General features: G+C 45.2%; 16 protein-coding genes. 4 read left to right on the top strand and 12 right to left on the bottom strand.

Features of this window, described 5'->3' with window-relative positions; all coding sequences use genetic code 11:
- The first annotated feature begins 37 nt into the window (after positions 1-37).
- The 4 genes from lpxA to T426_RS0117415 all read left to right on the top strand — a co-directional run bounded on the left by lpxA (position 38) and on the right by T426_RS0117415 (position 5006).
- Positions 38-817 carry an acyl-ACP--UDP-N-acetylglucosamine O-acyltransferase gene (lpxA, locus tag T426_RS0117400; protein ID WP_025864968.1) on the top strand — a complete coding sequence of 260 codons (780 nt, stop codon included), beginning with the start codon at positions 38-40 and terminating at the stop codon, positions 815-817.
- A 189-nt stretch (positions 818-1006) separates the two neighbouring features.
- Positions 1007-3997, top strand: coding sequence for an AsmA-like C-terminal region-containing protein (locus T426_RS0117405; protein WP_027586036.1), 2991 nt, complete (start codon positions 1007-1009; stop codon positions 3995-3997).
- Between the two features lie 97 nt (positions 3998-4094).
- A complete protein-coding gene (locus tag T426_RS0117410) occupies positions 4095-4625 on the top strand; it encodes a thioredoxin domain-containing protein (RefSeq protein ID WP_169737696.1) in 531 nt (176 codons plus the stop codon).
- A gap of 18 nt (positions 4626-4643) precedes the next feature.
- Entirely contained in the window at positions 4644-5006 is a 363-nt protein-coding gene (locus T426_RS0117415) for a hypothetical protein (protein ID WP_025864972.1), read from the top strand.
- 109 nt (positions 5007-5115) lie between these two features.
- Here the strand turns inward: T426_RS0117415 and T426_RS0117420 are convergent, their stop codons facing one another.
- The 12 genes from T426_RS0117420 to T426_RS0117475 form a co-directional block, all read right to left on the bottom strand.
- Complete coding sequence (locus T426_RS0117420; protein WP_234406747.1) at positions 5116-5940, bottom strand: phosphate ABC transporter ATP-binding protein; 825 nt, start codon at positions 5938-5940, stop codon at positions 5116-5118.
- 7 nt (positions 5941-5947) lie between these two features.
- Positions 5948-6802, bottom strand: coding sequence for a phosphate ABC transporter permease PstA (gene pstA, locus T426_RS0117425; RefSeq protein WP_027586039.1), 855 nt, complete (start codon positions 6800-6802; stop codon positions 5948-5950).
- Positions 6799-7686 carry a phosphate ABC transporter permease subunit PstC gene (pstC, locus tag T426_RS0117430; protein ID WP_027586040.1) on the bottom strand — a complete coding sequence of 296 codons (888 nt, stop codon included), beginning with the start codon at positions 7684-7686 and terminating at the stop codon, positions 6799-6801. The genes pstA and pstC overlap by 4 nt, the downstream gene beginning before the upstream one ends.
- 58 nt (positions 7687-7744) lie before the next feature.
- Positions 7745-8686, bottom strand: a complete 942-nt coding sequence (locus T426_RS0117435) for a PstS family phosphate ABC transporter substrate-binding protein (RefSeq protein WP_025864974.1) — start codon at positions 8684-8686, stop codon at positions 7745-7747.
- Positions 8687-8691: 5 nt separating this feature from the next.
- Positions 8692-10011 (bottom strand): alginate export family protein, encoded by a 1320-nt coding sequence (locus T426_RS0117440; RefSeq protein ID WP_025864975.1) that lies wholly within the window; start codon positions 10009-10011, stop codon positions 8692-8694.
- Positions 10012-10109: 98 nt separating this feature from the next.
- Positions 10110-10751, bottom strand: a complete 642-nt coding sequence (locus tag T426_RS0117445) for a response regulator (protein WP_025864976.1) — start codon at positions 10749-10751, stop codon at positions 10110-10112.
- The gene (locus T426_RS0117450) at positions 10748-11701 is read right to left on the bottom strand and encodes a sensor histidine kinase (protein WP_027586043.1); all 954 of its coding nucleotides are present in this window, start codon (positions 11699-11701) and stop codon (positions 10748-10750) included. The genes T426_RS0117445 and T426_RS0117450 overlap by 4 nt, the downstream gene beginning before the upstream one ends.
- A 331-nt stretch (positions 11702-12032) precedes the next feature.
- A complete protein-coding gene (locus tag T426_RS0117455) occupies positions 12033-13247 on the bottom strand; it encodes a DUF5009 domain-containing protein (RefSeq protein WP_051538987.1) in 1215 nt (404 codons plus the stop codon).
- 1 nt (position 13248) lies between these two features.
- On the bottom strand, positions 13249-14373 hold the full coding sequence (gene nagA, locus T426_RS0117460; protein WP_027586044.1) for an N-acetylglucosamine-6-phosphate deacetylase: 1125 nt from the start codon (positions 14371-14373) through the stop codon (positions 13249-13251).
- 145 nt (positions 14374-14518) lie between these two features.
- Positions 14519-16318 carry a glycoside hydrolase family 9 protein gene (locus T426_RS0117465; RefSeq protein ID WP_025864980.1) on the bottom strand — a complete coding sequence of 600 codons (1800 nt, stop codon included), beginning with the start codon at positions 16316-16318 and terminating at the stop codon, positions 14519-14521.
- Positions 16319-16425: 107 nt separating this feature from the next.
- A complete protein-coding gene (locus tag T426_RS0117470) occupies positions 16426-17187 on the bottom strand; it encodes a sugar isomerase domain-containing protein (protein WP_025864981.1) in 762 nt (253 codons plus the stop codon).
- Positions 17188-17191: 4 nt separating this feature from the next.
- Positions 17192-18346, bottom strand: coding sequence for an MFS transporter (locus T426_RS0117475; protein WP_027586045.1), 1155 nt, complete (start codon positions 18344-18346; stop codon positions 17192-17194).

Genomic DNA, 18346 nt, shown 5'->3' on the forward strand with positions numbered 1-18346 from the left:
ATGCCACCTTTGCTCTTATTAACGTAAATCGCGAGCAATGATTTCAACGAATGCAACCATCGGAAAGAAAAGCATCATTGGTAAAAATGTCACGATAGGTAATTACACAACCATTGAAGATGATGTGATAATCGGCGACCATACCATTATCGAGAACAATGTATCCATCCTGAATGGTGCCAGAATCGGTGAGCATTGTCACATTCATTCCGGTGCTGTTCTGGCGGGCCTGCCGCAGGACATGAAATACCAGGGAGAGTACACCACCGTAGAGATAGGCGATCGGAATATTATCCGGGAGTCGGTAACCATCAACAAAGGCACGAATACCAAGAAGGTAACACGAATCGGGCACAACAACATGATAATGGCCAATGCTCATATCGGTCACGACTGTGAAATCGGAAACCATTGCATCATCGGATTTGGCGTGGGGATGGCAGGAGAAGTGATTGTAGACGACTTTGCCAACATCAGCGGGCTAACCGGGATTCACCAGTTTTCGAAAATCGGAGAACACTGCATAGTAAGTGGCCTGAGCAAAGTAAATAAGGATATTCCCCCTTACATCATAGCGGCCCGGGAACCACTCTCCTACGCAGGCATCAATCTGGTCGGTTTAAAACGAAGAGGATTTACCTTGGCTAAACTGGATGAGCTAAAAGAAATTTACCGAATCATTTTTCAGCAAAAACGGAATACTTCCTATGCGATTAGCTTTATTGAAAACAACTTCAAACAGACCATAGAAAGGGATAAGATTCTGGATTTCATTCGGCAATCGGACAGAGGAATCATCAAAGGATACCACGAATAAAATAAACGCCTATGGAGGACAGGTGAAACCATCAGACAACTTGGAATGCCATTCAATAAAAACTCCGCTTCTCAATTAACATATTCTTTCGGTAATTCCTTACATTTGTATTAAGTCGTTCAAAAAGCACATTATTGTTAACCGAATTGACTAATTTACCTGTCGTCATCTACCTAACCTCGTCCCGATATGAAAAAGGCTGGTAAGATTTTTCTATATACGTTGCTCTCTCTTTTTCTGTTTGTCATCCTCCTTGTCGTTGTGGCCGGGCTGGCTCAGAACCGAATCATCAAACTAGCTTTAGAGCAGGTAGGTAAAACGACCAATGTTCCCATTCACGTCGGGGAGGTTCAGTTTTCCCTCATTCAACGATTCCCTCTGGCAACGCTTGAGTGCAAAAATCTTTTGGTCAGCTCTCCCAATACAGTTAAAAATGCCGGAGATACCTTGCTAAATGTTGGACATCTGTACCTTTCTTTCGAGGCGAAGCCCTTATTGAAAGGCATTTTTGATGTTAAAAAGGTGGAAATCAAGAATGCCGATGTTTTTTACCAGGTGGATAGTCTGGGGAAAAGCAATTATGATTTCCTGATGGATACCACGCAAACCGAAGCGATTGATACGTCGTCAAATTCCATTTACCTGAATATAGAAACATTTCAGCTCGAAAATGTGAAATGTTATTACAAGGATCAACACTTAAAAGCCGGAGCTAATCTGTTATTGGACAACATGAATTTATCCGGACTAATTGACAACAACCAATATTTTGGACAAGTTACCGGACAAGCTCATCTGACCAAATGTTTTGCTCCGGAAAGCCGGTTAGACCAGATGCAATCGGCATCCATTCAGTTCGACATAAACTATAAGAATGACAGTCTTGCCATTCAGCAGGCCGATTTGGATGTAGATGGGAATGCCCGCATCGGCTTGAAAGGCAATATCGATTTGAATAAAAACCTGATGGCCGATTTGTTTGTGCAGGCTCAAAATGTGAATATCCCCGGATTGACTCAATATTTGCCTTCCAACTATTTAAAAAAATACGACATCCAAAATCCAGGTGGAAAACTCGATCTGGATGCCCATATCACCGGCAACTTAACCGACTCCCTCCGGTTGCCGCATGTTGACGCCACCCTCCAACTTTACAACGGAAAAATTCAATATGGGAAATATCCCGAAATGAGCAGAATTGCTTTAAACGCGAAAGTGACCAACGGTTCAGAAAACAATAATCAGACAACCCGGCTGGACATCAATTCTCTAAATTTCCGGGCAGCCAACAGTACTGCCAGTTTCACAGGAAATGTCGAAAATATGGACCAACTGGCTTATTCCTTCCGTTCGCAACTGGACCTCAATCTGAGTGATTGGAAGCCTTTTATACCTGACTCGATTGTAAAAAATATCAATGGGAGGATTCAAGCCGAGCTTTTCACCAAAGGCGTAATGCCTGATTCCATAACCAATCCATTTATCAATTCAGTAGCAGCCAACACGACACTCCGTTTGCGGGCTTCTGATGTAAATGTTAATCTCGACAGCCTGTTGTTAGTGCAAAACCTGACCGGCAAGCTTCAATATCAACCGGGACATTTCCAACTCGATAGTTTATCGGTACAGGTTCCGGCCTACAAATTGAAACTGAAAAACCTGGACCTCAATTCAGATGTTGCCGGAGAATTCACTGAGCCCGATAGCCTTCGTTTGACGATTCACCAACTGCATTTGCAAACGGATAGCAGCGACATCCAGCTAAAAGGAACCCTGCAAAACCTGATGGCACCGGATTATTCGCTTGACGGAAAGCTGAAGCTTAACCTGGCGGAAGTGTATTCAATGCTGCCCGACTCGATGGCAAACGGATTGTCCGGAACCGTTGCGGCTGACATCCATTCGACAGCCAAAATCAACCTGGATTCCATCACGAGCCAGCTCAATGATGTGCTCTTTAACCGTAGCAACTTTTCGCTTGCCTTTGGAAATGTCGCCGTTGACATGCCCGATTCGTTAATGTGTATTCAAAACCTGGCGGGAAATGTGAACTATAAAAACGATACCCTGAAAATTGGTCAAATAGACGGGAAATACCTGGGATTGCATTTTGGTGCACAAGCCACAACGGTTTCGAATATATACACGGCGGCCATTCTGAATACCCCAAAAGAACTAAATGTTCACGGAGATTTTAGCGTCGATTCGCTCGATTACGCTTTAGTCGACAACTTCCTGAAGAGCGATTCCGTCAATGCGCCTTCAGCGCAACCGGAACAGAGCGCCGATACCATGAAGTTTACTTACAAGGTAAATGGTACCTTTCATGCCAACCAACTGAAATACGGAACAAACCTGCTCACCAACGTCGATACCAAATTCCTGGTAAAGGAAAACTACTATGTTCTCGACAGCATGGCCATGGATGCCTATAGCGGCAAAGCGTTGACTTCTTTAAAAATTGAATTAAACCCGGAGGGCCAAACGGATATGTACTTCAAGACCAATGTCGACCGGATGAATGTTTCCCAAATGGCCGACGGACTTCGCGATTATATCCAGATTGAAGATTTTACCTCGGACCATGTGAAAGGAATCATTTCGACCCAAATGGATGGGGAGATTGTGCTGGATAAAAAATTCGAACCGGTCTACCATTCGCTCATGCTGAAAGGCGATTTGACTATTGAGAAAGGTGCTTTACTGAACGTGAAGCCGGTGATGGAAGTAGAGAAAATACCGGGAGTGGGCTTAAAAAATATGGACAAGCTGTACTTTAGTACGTTAAACAGTAGCATATTCCTGTTTAAAAACGATTTATATATTCCAAAAACGGAAATTCGCAGCAGTTCATTCGATGCCATGTTTTTAGGAATGTATAGTTTTGGCGAAGATTACGCTTATCATATTCGGATGTTCCTGGGGGAAGTGCTTTCCAGTAAATCGAAAGCCCGTCTGCGAAAGCAAACCCAGGATAGCGGTTTCGAGGACGACCCGGACGACATAGCGAAAGGCCGGACCTCGATCTACCTGGTTTCGAAATACGAGAATGGCAAAGAGAAAGCCGGGTTCGATAACAGGAAGAACCGAACCAATATGGTAGCCAAAGTGAACCTGCAGGAGCAAATGGTGAACATGCGGTTTCACCCGGCTTTAGTAACATACAATACGGAAGAATAGACTGATGAACAATATATTTCGTAAATACCTGATTTTGGGTTTAAGCTTATTGATGTTAGTGGCTTGCCACAACAACAGAGAGCCAAAACCAGTTACATTGAAAAATACTGTTAGTGAAAAACCGGAAGATGTGGTTTTTGGCAATAAAGCTGCTCCGGCAACCGTTTTTTTGTATGCCAGTTACGAATGTACCTATTGCCGGTATTTTTTCGCCCGGACCTACCCGGAATTAAAGAAGAACTACCTGGACACTGGTAAATTGAAACTGGTGGTGAAATGGCTCGATTTTGGCGAGCGTCCGCAGATGTTAAACGCGCTGCAAGCTGCCAGTTGCATCAGTCGCTACGGCATTTACGATAAGTTTCATGAGCTGATGGTCGTCAATCCGGGAGTGGTATTTACCACACAGTTCGACGACCTGCTGGATACCATCATGGAGCATAACCCGGTCATTGCCGAATGCATTTTGGATAACGACAATTACGCCTATTTGCGGGGCAACGTGAGCGAGTTCCGGGCCAACAAACTAACCGGGACACCAACGTTTGTGATGAACAACCGGGCCTATAAAGGGTACTATTCGTACGAAAATTTTAAGAAGATACTGGAAAAAGAATTTCAATTGTAATACCAAATCAACAATCATATGAAAACTAAACTATTCGCAATTGCTTTATTCGGAACACTGGCTTTCACTGCCTGCAGCACCTCAGACTCAAACGAGTATTGCAGCAATCCCGGAGCCACCTGTCCTGACGACACAGCCATTGACGCTACGGCGTGCTGTACCGACCAGAGTTGCTACTGGACCTATGACAATTCCAAATACCAGTGTAACGGCACCGACTGCGGTGATGTATTGGATCAAATCATTACCAGCGCCTGCGTCTCTTCAACCAAAAGCGTGAACATTCAAAACGATGCTGACCTGGCCAAGCTGAAAGCGCAACTAACCGCTGTTACCGAAAAACTGCTGGTGGAAGCCCGTGGTGCTTCGGGGTGTGATTAATAGGTCATTATCGAATCTTTCGATGGAAAATCCGAATGACAGAGCAAGCTGTTTTTCGGATTTTTTTTCGAAGTTGATAATTAGTTTTTTTGAGGAATTTAGTCATCAGCTAGTTCCCATCAACCAGATACTTCTTTAATACTTCGGTTTGAGGACGCTTCAAGATATCATCGGGATGCCCTTGCTCAATGATATCGCCGTAGTACATGAACACGACATGATCGGCCAAACGAACCGCCTGACGAAGCACATGCGTTACCAAAATAATGGTGTAATGCTCTTTCAGTTCTTTGAACAGATTCTCGATAATTTTGGTCGAAATTGGGTCCAGTGCCGAGGTCGGTTCGTCAGCCAAAATGATGGCAGGTTTAACCGCCAGTCCACGGGCCAGGCACAGACGCTGCTGCTGCCCGATTGATAAACTGTTGGCCGGACTATTAAGCCGGTTCTTCACCTCATCCCACAACCCGACACGTTTCAGGTTGCTTTCTACGCTGTGTGCAATCAAATCCTTACTACGAATCCCCTTCAGTTTTAATCCGTAAGCCACATTCCGATAGATGGAAACCGGCAAGGGAAACGGTCGTTGCGACAGTAGGCCCATCTTTTGTCGCATAATCGGCAAGTCACGGGAAACTTTCAGAATATCGACTCCGTCAATCAGCACCTCACCGCTTACCTGCAACTCCTTGTGCAAATCGGTTAACCGGTTCAGGCTTTTCAGTAAAGTCGTCTTTCCGCATCCCGAAGGCCCCAGCAGTACCACGATTTTGTTCCGGGGAATTTGTAAGTTGATATTCTTCAGTATTTCCCCTTCCCGGGTTCGGACATTTAGTCCCTTCACCTCGATGATAGGCGTTTGTTTCTCCTGGTGGTTGACCATTCTTTGTGGCTTCTTTGCTTTTTGATAACTGAATACAGGATAGGTAATCATGGCCTTTCTATTTGATGATGTTTTTAGCATACCGTTTCGATAAAAATCGGGCAGAAACGCTAATCAGCAGGATAAAAAAAGTCAGCACCACTGCTGCAGCATAGGCTCTTTCCCTGACCTCCTCAATCGGGGAACTAAGCTGGAAGAAGATGGAAAGCGGCAACGTCGCAACCGGCTCATCGAGTGTAACCGGAATATTGTCGGTATAACCGGCTGTGAAAAGCACCGAAGCAGCGTCGCCGATTCCCCGGCCGAAAGCCAGCAGCAAAGCCGTGATAAATCCGGCCAGTCCTTGCTTGAAGATGACCCGCAGCGCTGTTTCCGTTTTGGTAGAGCCCAGTGAAAAGGATGCTTCCTGCAGTTCTACCGGAATGGTTTTCAGTACTTCGTCGAAAGCCCGAACCAGGATAGGCGTGATTAGCAGGGCAACGGTGATAATTCCGGCAAGCAGCGAAGCATGTAACCCCAACAGCAACATCAATGCAAAGCCAAAAGCGCCGTACACGATGGAAGGAATCCCCCACAAGGCATCGAGCAGGTATCGAATGGTATTTTGCGTCCTTTTCAGCCGGATAAGTTGCACATTAATGAACAGCGCCGCGGGCACGCCGATAATGACAGCCAGTACAGTGGCCCCTACCGAAAGATAAAACGAGCCAACAATCGCATTCAGAATCCCTCCTTCGCCACCGAAATAGTATCCTCCCTTCGGCAAACTGAAAACGGTTCCCCACGAAAGTGCTTTGAGCCCTTTGCTAAATACCACAAAGAGAAGAAACAACAGAATGAAGATAACGGAGTAAGCCGCCAGAAAAGAAATTCCCTTGACAAGCCGTTGCTCCCACACTTTCCACGTTCTCATATCTTTTCCGTTTTGTGAATAAAATATCTGAAGAACAGGTTGATGACCAGAATAATCACAAACAGCAGCAGCGCGGCAAACATCAAGGCTGAATCATAATCCGGGATCGACATCATTTCTCCATAATTATTGGCAATTAATGCAGGTAACGGATACCCCGGACTAAACGGTGAAACTGAAATATCGAGGGTGTTGCCGACCACCATCAACACGGCAATGGTTTCGCCAAAAGCTTTGGCTATCCCAAGACCAAATGCAGAGAGAATTCCCGGGAAACCTTTCCTGATGATCACATGCTTCACCATCTCCCAGTGCGTTGCTCCCAGCGACAACGATGCTTCTTTCATTCCTACCGGGATGGTCTGAAAAACTTCGATGAGCATATTCAACATATACGGAATGCACATCACCGCCAGTACAACTCCCCCCGCAAGAAGAGAATACCCCGAACTGACCACGCCAAACAACGGAACTACATATTTCGCAACAGCGGGAACAATCACCAATACCCCCCATACTCCGTATACGACCGAAGGAATGCCTGCCAAAATATCAATCACCGGCAGCATCACCTGCAACAAACGATGTTTCCCGAACTGGGTCAGATAAATAGCAGCAAACAGGCATAACGGAGCTGAGAGAATAAACGCCAAAACCGTGACATAAGCTGAACTGTAGATAAATGGCATGAATCCGAATTCCCCTTTCATGGGGAACCATTGCCGCGAGAATAACAGATCGCTCAAAGAATGCCCGCCAATTATCGGCGCTGCCTTCCAATAAAGCCCCACACCAATCAATACGGGGATGGCCAGCAGCAAATAGAGCCCGGCACGCATCCATACATTAACCAATATGTCAGTTATCCGCCTGATTCTGTTCATGGCATTCTTCCTTTTTCATTCACCTGTGCTTTTCTTTCCCCCTGCTCAAATCCGTAGTTTACGGCTGAAGTTTTGTCACCTGCTCATCCAGCACTTCTTTCGGCAATGGCACATACCCGGCTTCCGACACGAAAACCTGTCCTTTGGTCACTACCCATTTCATAAAGTCCAGCGTCGCCTGCTTTTGAGGCTTACCCTTCGCTACCAGGTAAAGGTCTCTTGCCGGCGGCGAAGGATACGCTCCATCGCCGATAGCATTTAAAATCTGACCGAACATATCGTAGAAATTTTCATTGGCATCGATTGTCCCATTCCCGTTCACGTCAATCGGAATAACCTCAATACCGGGATTCTTACGACCCGTTTTTACGTCGTACAGGTAAATGGTATTGTTGTACCCCACCCCTTTTTCGTCTTTTACCACCGCGTCTGCCAGGCCCGGATCGCCAAACACCCCAATTCCTTTCAGGTTTTCCTGCCGGCCGCCCAGGTAAGCCGCCCAGGTACCGGCCGCCCCACAGGCATCCGAACGGGTATACACATTAATGGCTTCATCGACAGAAATACCGGGTAGCTGATTCCAGCGGGTAATTTCGCCGGTCACATAAATCTGACGAAGTTCATCATGGGTAAGTCCCCGCTTTTGAAGAACCGGCAAAGCGGGGTTCGCAACATTCACGGTAGGTATAACGGCATCCTTGGTTACCGCTACCCACCAAACCCCTTTTGCTTTCTCTTCCGGCGAAATCGCCCGCGAGAACATGCCCAGATCAACCGTTCCTGAAAGAGCATCGGCCATCCCCTTCCCGGCACCTCCGGCCGAGATATTGAACCGGATACCGGGATGCTCCTTCTGGTATTCTTCGCTCCATTTAACCACCAGTGGGTATAAAGCAAAAGCACCTGACAAGCTAATCGTTTGCTCCTTTTTCCTACCGGAAGAACAAGCCGACAGCAAAACAATTACAACCAGTAGTACACTCAGTTTTTCTGCTTTCATTATGCTTATATATTGGATTGTTGGTTTTGAAAAAGTGTCGGAGTAATGGTTAGCTGCAGGTAAAAAAACTGCGAAAACCGGCCATTGGAAATTCCCTGCAAGGTCTTGATAGATTGAGACGGACAGTAGAACAGATACCCCCCTTCCAAAACACCCCACTCAGTCAGTTGATGTTTTATTACCAGATCGTTTTCGCACCCCAGGTTCTTGTGCGTTGGAGTACCCGGATTGGTCCGGGCCAGCCGAAAATAGTGGAACGTATTAGTCAACCGGGTTTTGGCTGTAAGTTTTCCATTGATGACAAAATGATAATCGACGAGGCCGCCCTGCTGCGTTTGTGTGATGAAATTCCGGTAATAGTCCATTCCTCCGAAAAAACGGTGGCGGGCTCCGTACAAAACATCAAACAGGTGATCCGTTTTTTGTTCGTTCCCGGTTTGGCTGTTCCCTGATAAATAGCTCAAACCGACTCCCGGGACCAATTGAGCGATTCGGTAAGTAACCTCTGCATCCAGCAACAAGGCGCTTACATTCGTCCCGGTCCGGTTTTTTCCGAACTGGTAATAGAGATTGCCCTTCGCTTGCCAATTCTCTTTTCCCCAGGTTGAATAAAGCCCGGTTATCTGTCGAAAATAAAGGTGATTATCCGTATCCGACCGGGAAACACCGGAGGCTACATGAGAAAACGACATCTGCCAACCTTCTGACACAGCATGTTGTAGCCAGAGAAAACTCAATGATTTTATCCGGTCGGAAGGATAATAATTATCGGAGATATTTTCGCCGGTTGAATTCCAGCTCGTTCCCACATGAACCTTCCAGCTATTGGATTGCCATTTCAAGACCATGGCGTCGTAGGCCAGTCCGTTTTGGTTCCAGTTGCGGGCAGCCAAAATGCGTTGGTTATCGTAAACCAACGGCTGGCGACCGATGGAAAGCCACGCTGCACTTCCGGTTCGAACTTCAACGAAAGCTTCAAACAGCTCAAGCGATGCCACATCACCGTACACCCCGGTGGAACTGGCAAGTTGTTCGTCGCCCCACACACGGACATCCTGAGGGGTGAACGTCACTTTTAAACCGTCGTTTACATAGTGGACAGACAGCCGGGTTCGTTGTGAAATAAAAACCGCCGGGGTCACTCCGTCAGACGTCAGCTGCCGGTAACCATCTCTCACTTCGAAACGGTTCCGGTACTGTGCGTCGATGCGCAACTGGCCCCACACTAAAGTTCGGGGCAATACAATAAAGAGAAGGAAAAGGGAACTTTTGACAGATAACCGGCAGATATTTTTCAAACAGCCGGTGTTACTATTCCTGTACATGCTTTGCGGGTTTGGTAATCGATGTCAAAATTACCACGCCCGCTGAGCTCCTGGAACAGTACAAATACGTATTTCCGGAACTACGTCTTTATACGTATTCAAACATTATAATAACCATGTTTGATTGCGTAAATGACCAGACTGGCTGTATTCCGCGACTGTGTTTTCTGCAGTAAATTTTCCCGGTGTTTATCCACTGTTCGTTTGCTGATGGACAGCAATTCAGCAATTTCATTATTCGACAATCCATTGCAAATCTGACGCAGAATCTCAGATTCCCGCTCGGTCAGTTCATTGTCTTTCGATTCATCCTTCCTGCTTTTCATGCTTTGCAAGATGGACTGTAATATCTCTGCTGTGAAATACGTCTTTCCAGCGGCCACCTCAGTGATGGCTCGCTTTACTTCATCGAAGCTCGAATTCTTCAGCAGGAACCCCTGGGCCCCGGCATCAATCATGCTTAAATAGTAATTCTCATCCGAATACATCGATAATGCAATGATCTTCAAATCCGGTTGAATGGCCAATGCCTTTTGCGCCGCCTCAATTCCTCCCATCTCCGGCATTTCAATATCCAGCAACACCAAATCAGCCGGATGCTCCGGCAACATGCGAATAAACTGTTCGCCGTTCTCTGCTTCATATATCGTTCCGACCGCCGCCATATCCGATAACAGAAAGCGCAGTCCCTCGCGAAACAGGGCATGATCATCAACCAGGTATATCTTCAGCTTTTTCATATTACCGGTATTTGTAAAGTCAGGTTAAATCCCTCTCCGGAACGAGAATGAATATCCATTTCACCGTTGAGCGATTTTATGCGTGAACCGATATTGTCGAGTCCCATTTTATCGGAATCCGGCTCAGTCGCCAACTCTTTAGGATCATACCCGATTCCATCGTCCTGATAAGACAACAACAGCTTACCCCTCTCTTCCTGAATTTTGAGTGTAATCTTTCCGGGAGCAGCATGTTTCATACTATTATTCAGCAACTCCGATACAATCCGGTAAAGGGTAATTTCAATTTTATAGGCATATCGTTTTTCCCGAATTGCCGAATCCATAACAAACTCAATGGAAGTTCCTTCCAAAAGGCTGGCTGCAAAAGTCTCCAGGGCCTTTGTCAAACCATAATTCTTCAGCAAGTGCGGACTCAAATGATTGGATATTTCCTTCAGCGAAACAATGGCATCATCCGAAGTCTGACAGGTACGTTCCACAATCCGCCGGTTGGCTTCATCCAGCTTCGTTGTATCAATGGCACTGGCTGTCATTTTAATCGACGACAACAGCGGCCCCAGACCGTCGTGCAGGTCACGGGCAAAGTTCTGCCGGGCCCTTTCCTCTCCCTCGATAACCGCCGACAACACCCGCATTTCGCTCACTTTTCGTAGTTCATCAATCCGCTGCTGAAGATTGAATATTTGCCTAATGAATATGACTCCGATAAACATTAGCAACGATATCAGAATTCCCATCCAACTGTTCACATCGGCTCCGGAAAACAGGTGATTTTCCCAGAAAAGGGTCGAGAAATCAAACAATCGCCGAAGTGCCATTAATACGAATCCCGCTGAAATTAATATCCAGGATACGTTATAACGGGTGCGGCGAATTAAACCGATGGCAATCACAGCAGCACCAATTTGAATCATCATCGACAACAGGAGGGCAGCCTTGAGCAACATTTTTTTTGTAAAGCTAAGCATTATCTGTCTTACTGGTCCTTCTGCGTTGCTTCCTCTTTTACCAGTAAAACAGATTTTCCAATGAAGATACGTGTTGACTCAATATGCCATCATTAAGTAAACGTCAGGGTTGGAAGCTCGGTTAGCGTTCATCAAAAGAGGGCCTCACCCGGCCAGGTGAAAGCCCTTGTATTTTATTTGTTCGACGTCCAATCAGCATATCGCTATTGGGGTCAAAATCAACTTTTCCTTTTAAACCCAATCAACATCTAATTCTGACAATTAATAAGGATTCTATTAAGATTCACATAACCTAGGTGAATAAACCAGCCTACAATTTCAACCGGATGTTAATTTTCGAAAGCAACGCAGTAAATCCGACCATGGACAAAGCCCATAATAATGATCCACCAACAGCCAGCAACGCACTGTAATCCTGTTTATAGAAGAAAATATGAAATCCCAGACCACCGACCAGAAAATAAAGGATATCCGGTGCCAGATACGTAGTCAGGGAATTTTGACCGGCCGGAAGAAATATACTACCCCAACGACTTTTTTTCTGTACATCCACCAGGTAGTACAAAGCCGAGAAAACGAGTAAACTAATCCCATTGCAAAGCATACCCCAACTGGGAGTAGCATATATTTTAGAAATAATGAACCTGTTTCTTAACACGAAGCCTGTAACAAGAAACAACAGGCCGGCTGAAATAATCACAGGCAGCAGTTTTCTGTAGTGAGTTCCGTATTTCTTCATCAACATACCGGTTAATAATCCTGCCATAACAATAAACGGTACATTTCCCTGAATGAGAATGCCCAGCAGCGGTTTGACCGGATTAAGAAATTCCAGGACTCCTACCTGAGACAATACGTTCAGAACGAAGAAGAAGAGGAATATCAGGGTGTTTGCCCAAAGTCGTTCGCCGACCAGAAGGAAAGAAGTGCCTGCTGCAAAATAACCCCATCCAATCAATCCAAGAATCCCCCACCAGCCGGTCCTGAGCCAACCAATGTGTCCGGGTTCTCCGGATCGGAAAATGATCACCATGACAACCAGCCCGACAACTCCCAACAGCTTCAAACCGGCATATAACTTTTTATGTTGGGGTAAATCAGGATACCTGTTCCATATCAGGAAAATGAAAACAAAAACCAGTATCGACCACCAGTAATGATTCATCCCTGTCAGAGTGGAATTTACCGACCCCATATTCAACATCAGCACACCAATTAACAACAGGCTAAAGGTACGTACCAAAATATGGGTAAATATTTCCTGCCTGTTTTTTCCTTTAGACAGACGGGAAGTAATAGCAAACGGAATAGAAATGCCCACCATAAACAGGAATCCAGGAAAAACCCAGTCAGCCAATCCCATACCATCATAATCGGCAGGGGTATGCACCAACCAGGAAGGAACTCCCGGCTCATACAGGTCATTCACAAACAACATGAGAAAGAGCGTCAGTCCTCTCATGATATCAACCGATAAAATGCGGGATGTCTTATTACCGGTTATTGTTTTGGATTCATCCGCCATATTACTTCTTTAAATTTTCAATTACATTCAGTTCCTGATCTAGAAGAATCAAATCATCGTCCTTACCTATTTCAATACTTCCTCTTCGGTGGTCAATTCCCAAAAGCTGGCAGGGATTATAAGATACAAACCTAACAGCCTCGCACACCGGAGCTCCTGTCTGTTCCACAAACCGTTTTAAGATTTGGTTGACCAAAAGATTGGAGCCCATTAAAACATTGTCATCTTTATACCTGACACCGTATTCATTTGATACGATTTCCCTGTTATAGGAAGTATATTCGCCATATTCCAACCCTGCGGATACCACCGCATCAGAAATCATGACAAGCTTCTCCTTGTTCAGGCTGGAATAACACATCCGGATGGTCTCATCATTTAAGTGAATTCCGTCGCCGTTCAATTCAAAGAAAGTGTCGTGGTTGATGAATGGCAGCATGGCCAGACCGCTCCGTTTATGAGACACTCCGGACATGGCATTGAAAAGATGAGTAATATTCGTTTTATACTTTCCCGGTATATCTACATCCTTTAATTCACAATCCGAATGGCCATAACAGGGAACGATACCATGTTCATTCAAGTAGGCAGTCATCTCCCGGCTCCCTTCCTTCTCCGGTGCGATGGTCATCAGTTTCAATAATCCTCCTGCCTCACCGACGATTTGTTCCAACCCCTCACGGTTGAAATCGAAGATATAATCTGCTGAAATGCCCCCTTTTTTCTCCTTGCTGATAAAGGGCCCCTCAATGTAAATACCAGGTATATCGGCCAGCAAGTCTGACTGCTGAATTTTCCGCACCACGTCATTCACAACCTCCCGGTTGTATTGGAAGGTCGGCACAAACGTATTGATTCCGTTTTGTTTCAGAAACCCGGCAGCCCTTTCCAAGTCACCCGCATCCAGGATATCGAAACCATAAGTTCCACACCCATGGATGTGTACTTCAACAAAACCTGGAGAAACGTATGCCTGCTTAGCATCAATGATCGTGAAATTTCCAGCAACTGCCACGTCTTGCGAGATATCGGTAATGGTGTTGTTCTCGACAACAATATCGAAACCGTTCAGAATACTGTCTTTCAGTATGATTCTTCCGTTTTTAATGATATAGTTCTTCATCATAAATAGCCTTTTCTTGAACTGACACTTCAATCTCAAAGTCTAAAAGGAGTTGTGTCATTCCGAACTTTTCCTTTCAGTTTTTTTTGTTTACTAAAACGAATGTAAAGAGGAATAGACAACTCCCGGCATATTCCCCAACAAAAAATCAGTCCCGGTTCTCTTTCTTTCCTTCCGATTCGAGAGCCGAAAGCAGATAGCTCAGACTGGCTGTGCCATCCATTGTCGGTTCATTGGTAGAATAATCTCCTGTGTCATCATGATACACCGCTACAGAAGACTGGAATGCCCGATAGGGATCTTCTCCTGATAAACCTGAACCAATATGCTGTTCAAAAATGGAGCGGTATATCGGGCCATCCACCAATCCTCCAAGCGGTTGCCGGTTTAACAGAACGACTGCTCCGGAATGAGTCTGAGTCGGGAAATCGCCGTTTCCGGGAATTCCGATGATCATACTGGTACCCCAGGGATTACAGCCAAACAGCCAATCAATTAATGACTGTTCCATTTCCTGATATTGCTCATCCCCGGTCGCTTTGCGGTACAAATTAGACTGTGTGGCCATGGCTACGACCAAATTATTGGAACACCAGATAAAAGGTATTCCAATAAAAAAGGGATTATTTTTTCCTTTGTTAAAAACACGTTGTATTCCCTGTTGATAGTAATGGTCAAACAAGGAGGAGGCTTCCTTGTCCCCTGTCCCGTAAGCCAAATAATAGTGTCCCAAGTTGATGAACGGATACCATTGATAATGCCTGGCGGTATCGGCGCCCATCCAAGGAGTAACCGGCTCCTGTTTCCCATAGCCTATGGCGTCCTTCAGATAGATTTCATTTTTGGTCAGAAGATAAAGTTGTGCAGCCGCCAGCTCCATATCATCGACCCAGTTACCCTCCTCGTAAAAGTAGGGAGACACATAACACGCCGTCTGGCATACTCCAGGATTTTTCTTACCAAAATCATAAGCTTCCGACGCTTTTTTGAAGATTCTCTCCGAAAATTCAGGATAATATTTTTTTAGGAGCTTACTTCCAAGAGCAAAAGCCGAAGCATATTTCCCGGCCGTGGAAGCAATACCCGTTGCATTGTTTTGGTGAGCAGTCGATCCCTGGGGTTTACCTGTGCAAAAATAAACAGGTCTCTCTCCACCTTTTCCTCTGCCATAGTCAGCCGTGTCTTTATCCGGCAACTTAAAGCCTATGTGATCACGGTCATCAGCAATCTGATTGTACATCTGCCCTTCGGAGGGGTTCATCTTATCCAGCCAATCAAGTCCCCACTTGGCCTGATCCAATATATCAGGAATACCATTGCTCCCCGGATCCCCGTTTGCCTGGTAGTGATCTCCGTAAACTGAAGGATTTTGTTGATAGGCAAAAAGCATTTGATAGGTGGCATTTGCCGAAGTAGTCACATATTGCAGATAGTCGGTAGCATCATGCCATCCGCCGATCACATCGATGTGCGTCGAATCGATTTTTTTGTCCGGGTTATAAATGATGAATCCGTCTTTCACGTGACAGGAATCCTTGTAAAACGGATTATACCCGCACTGCTGTTGTCTCATATACTGAAGAATGTAATCCGCCATATGGGCGTATACGTCATTCCCTATTTGAAAAACAGGAGATTTCACCTCTCCGACCTGAATATAGTACTGACCAGGTTCTTTCCAATCGGAAAAATTGAGTCTGTAGCTTTTTTGAAAAGGTCCCCACTCCGGAAATTCAGTGACCTGCTCCGATTCGTAAACTTTCTCATCTCCGTCAGCCGAGAAAATTGAGAATTCTGTTATACCTCCATCTGAATTACTTACATAGACGGCATTCTTAACTGCATCGGGCATATATCCTACCTGATTAATCCTGATCCATACACTTTCCTCCCGGGAGTGGCAGGATGTCATCAGGACAACAAACACTGCGAATAAACAATATTTCATCACCAATATTTTTAACCGGTTATCATTAAGGGAATGAGGAACAGCACAACCTGCGAAATTAGTCATGCCTCCTCATTCCACTGAATCTAACGAACCAAACTACTAGTCTAAACTCCATTAATTCTTTTCTTATATTCAGTCAGGCAAGACTGAAGGCGCTCTTGAGCAGTTGTGTCTCCAGGCACATTATGTGATGGATGGATATACAGCTTCACTCCCCTGTCTGCCAGAATCTCTGCCGCTGTCAGTACCGTCATCCAGGTCGCGGTGACAAAAGCCATCGTAGAGACCGGTCCCACTTTATCAAAGTGATTCTTCAACGGTACAGAAGCATCTTGTGCAGGTACACAGGAATCGACAAGAACATCAGCCAGATCAAATAACGTCTTGCCACTGGAGTGTCTTGATTTCTTACCCTCGGCCTCAGCAGCCGACCCGAAAACAATAAGTTTGTTTCCCATCTCTTTAACCTTCAATGCAATGTCGATATTTACCGGGTTAATGCCTGTGTGGGAAAAAATCCAAAAACAGTCGTCCTTATGAAACCTATAACCTTTCATGATCTCGGTTCCGTATCCCTCTACTTTCTCCAGAAATACGAAATTCTGCACACTCATTCCGTTGGTAATGTTCGTAAAAAATGTCAGCGGCAATTCCAGCATCGGATGAAAGCCTACAAACCCACCAATTCGCGGATAAATATCCTGTATTGGCAAGGTAGCATGACCACAACCGAAAGTATGAACCCACCGTTCTTTCTCAATGGAGTCAGCCATGATCATCGCCGCTTTCCTGATATTTTCCATTTGAGTTTCCTCAATTTTGTTCATAACGCCGTGCGCGTTATTCAACCATTCTTTAGCTATCATAAATCTATTGTTTAATTATTTTATATTTCACAGCATACAGTAATGCTATGATGATTGAAACAAACAGTATGAGCAACACACTTAACATGCTCATCCCCAACAACTGCAAGATATAACCAGTCAGCAAATTCAGTAATATGTTCCCAACCAGGGCTATTCCGATTACAATACTGAAAACGATTCCGGTATAACCGGGAAATACATCAGCTGCATAGTCCAGCATAACCGGAAAAGATGCTGCCAGCCCCACACCGATGAGCGCAATCCCAGACAGGGACACCCAGAATTTGGGTCCCAATCCCATAATCAGAATTCCAACCATGGCAACAATCAAACTGAATAACAACACCTTAAAGGATGACACTTTTTTTAAGAGTTGACTTAAAAAGAGTCGGGTCAGTGCAATACTGACACAGCTAACGGTTATTGCATAAAGTGCCCTTGAATAATCCACATGAAATGTATCTTTCAGGAACGTAGGAGCCCAGGTCGGAAGGATCGCTTCAACGGCACTCTGAAAAAAGAGAACCAAACCAATAATAATAATCGCCGGTTTAGTAAAGAAGCCGAGGTATTCCCGCATTTTCACCGGCTTTTCCCGTTTAGGAGCCGGAAACTTCACGAATAGTACGAACACTAAGGGAATTACCAGCACCAGACCGGTAATGAACAAGATGGCCTGGTAATCTAAACCCGAATCCAACAGAATGGATGTCAACAATGGAAATCCAAACGCTCCAACCCCGTAAAAGACTCCCAATAAACTGATCCAGGCACCGGCATTTTCGGGATAAAGAATGGCCACGATTAGATTAGTGACTCCATTGATAACTCCCCCGCCGACTCCTATTAACAAAAAAAGGTAAGGAATAACCGATACATACGGAGCATAAATAATTCCCTCTATTCCGATAATAACGAAGAGGATTCCCAGAATCATGATGGGCTTATAACCATAAAAATCGACAATCGCTCCAAAAGTAAAGGAACCAAACAGGATACCCGTGGTCAACATGGAAGCACAGAACCCAATAAAAATTCTGTCAACCTGATAAGTAGAAGTCAGAAAGTCGTTGATGGTTCCGACCACCACCATTGTAATGCCAAACAACATCATTACCAAGCCGGTGACAAAGAATTGAAGTTTTCGTGTATCCAT

It is taken from the genome of Prolixibacter bellariivorans ATCC BAA-1284, from assembly GCF_000621705.1.
GTDB classification, from domain to species: Bacteria; Bacteroidota; Bacteroidia; order Bacteroidales; family Prolixibacteraceae; genus Prolixibacter; species Prolixibacter bellariivorans.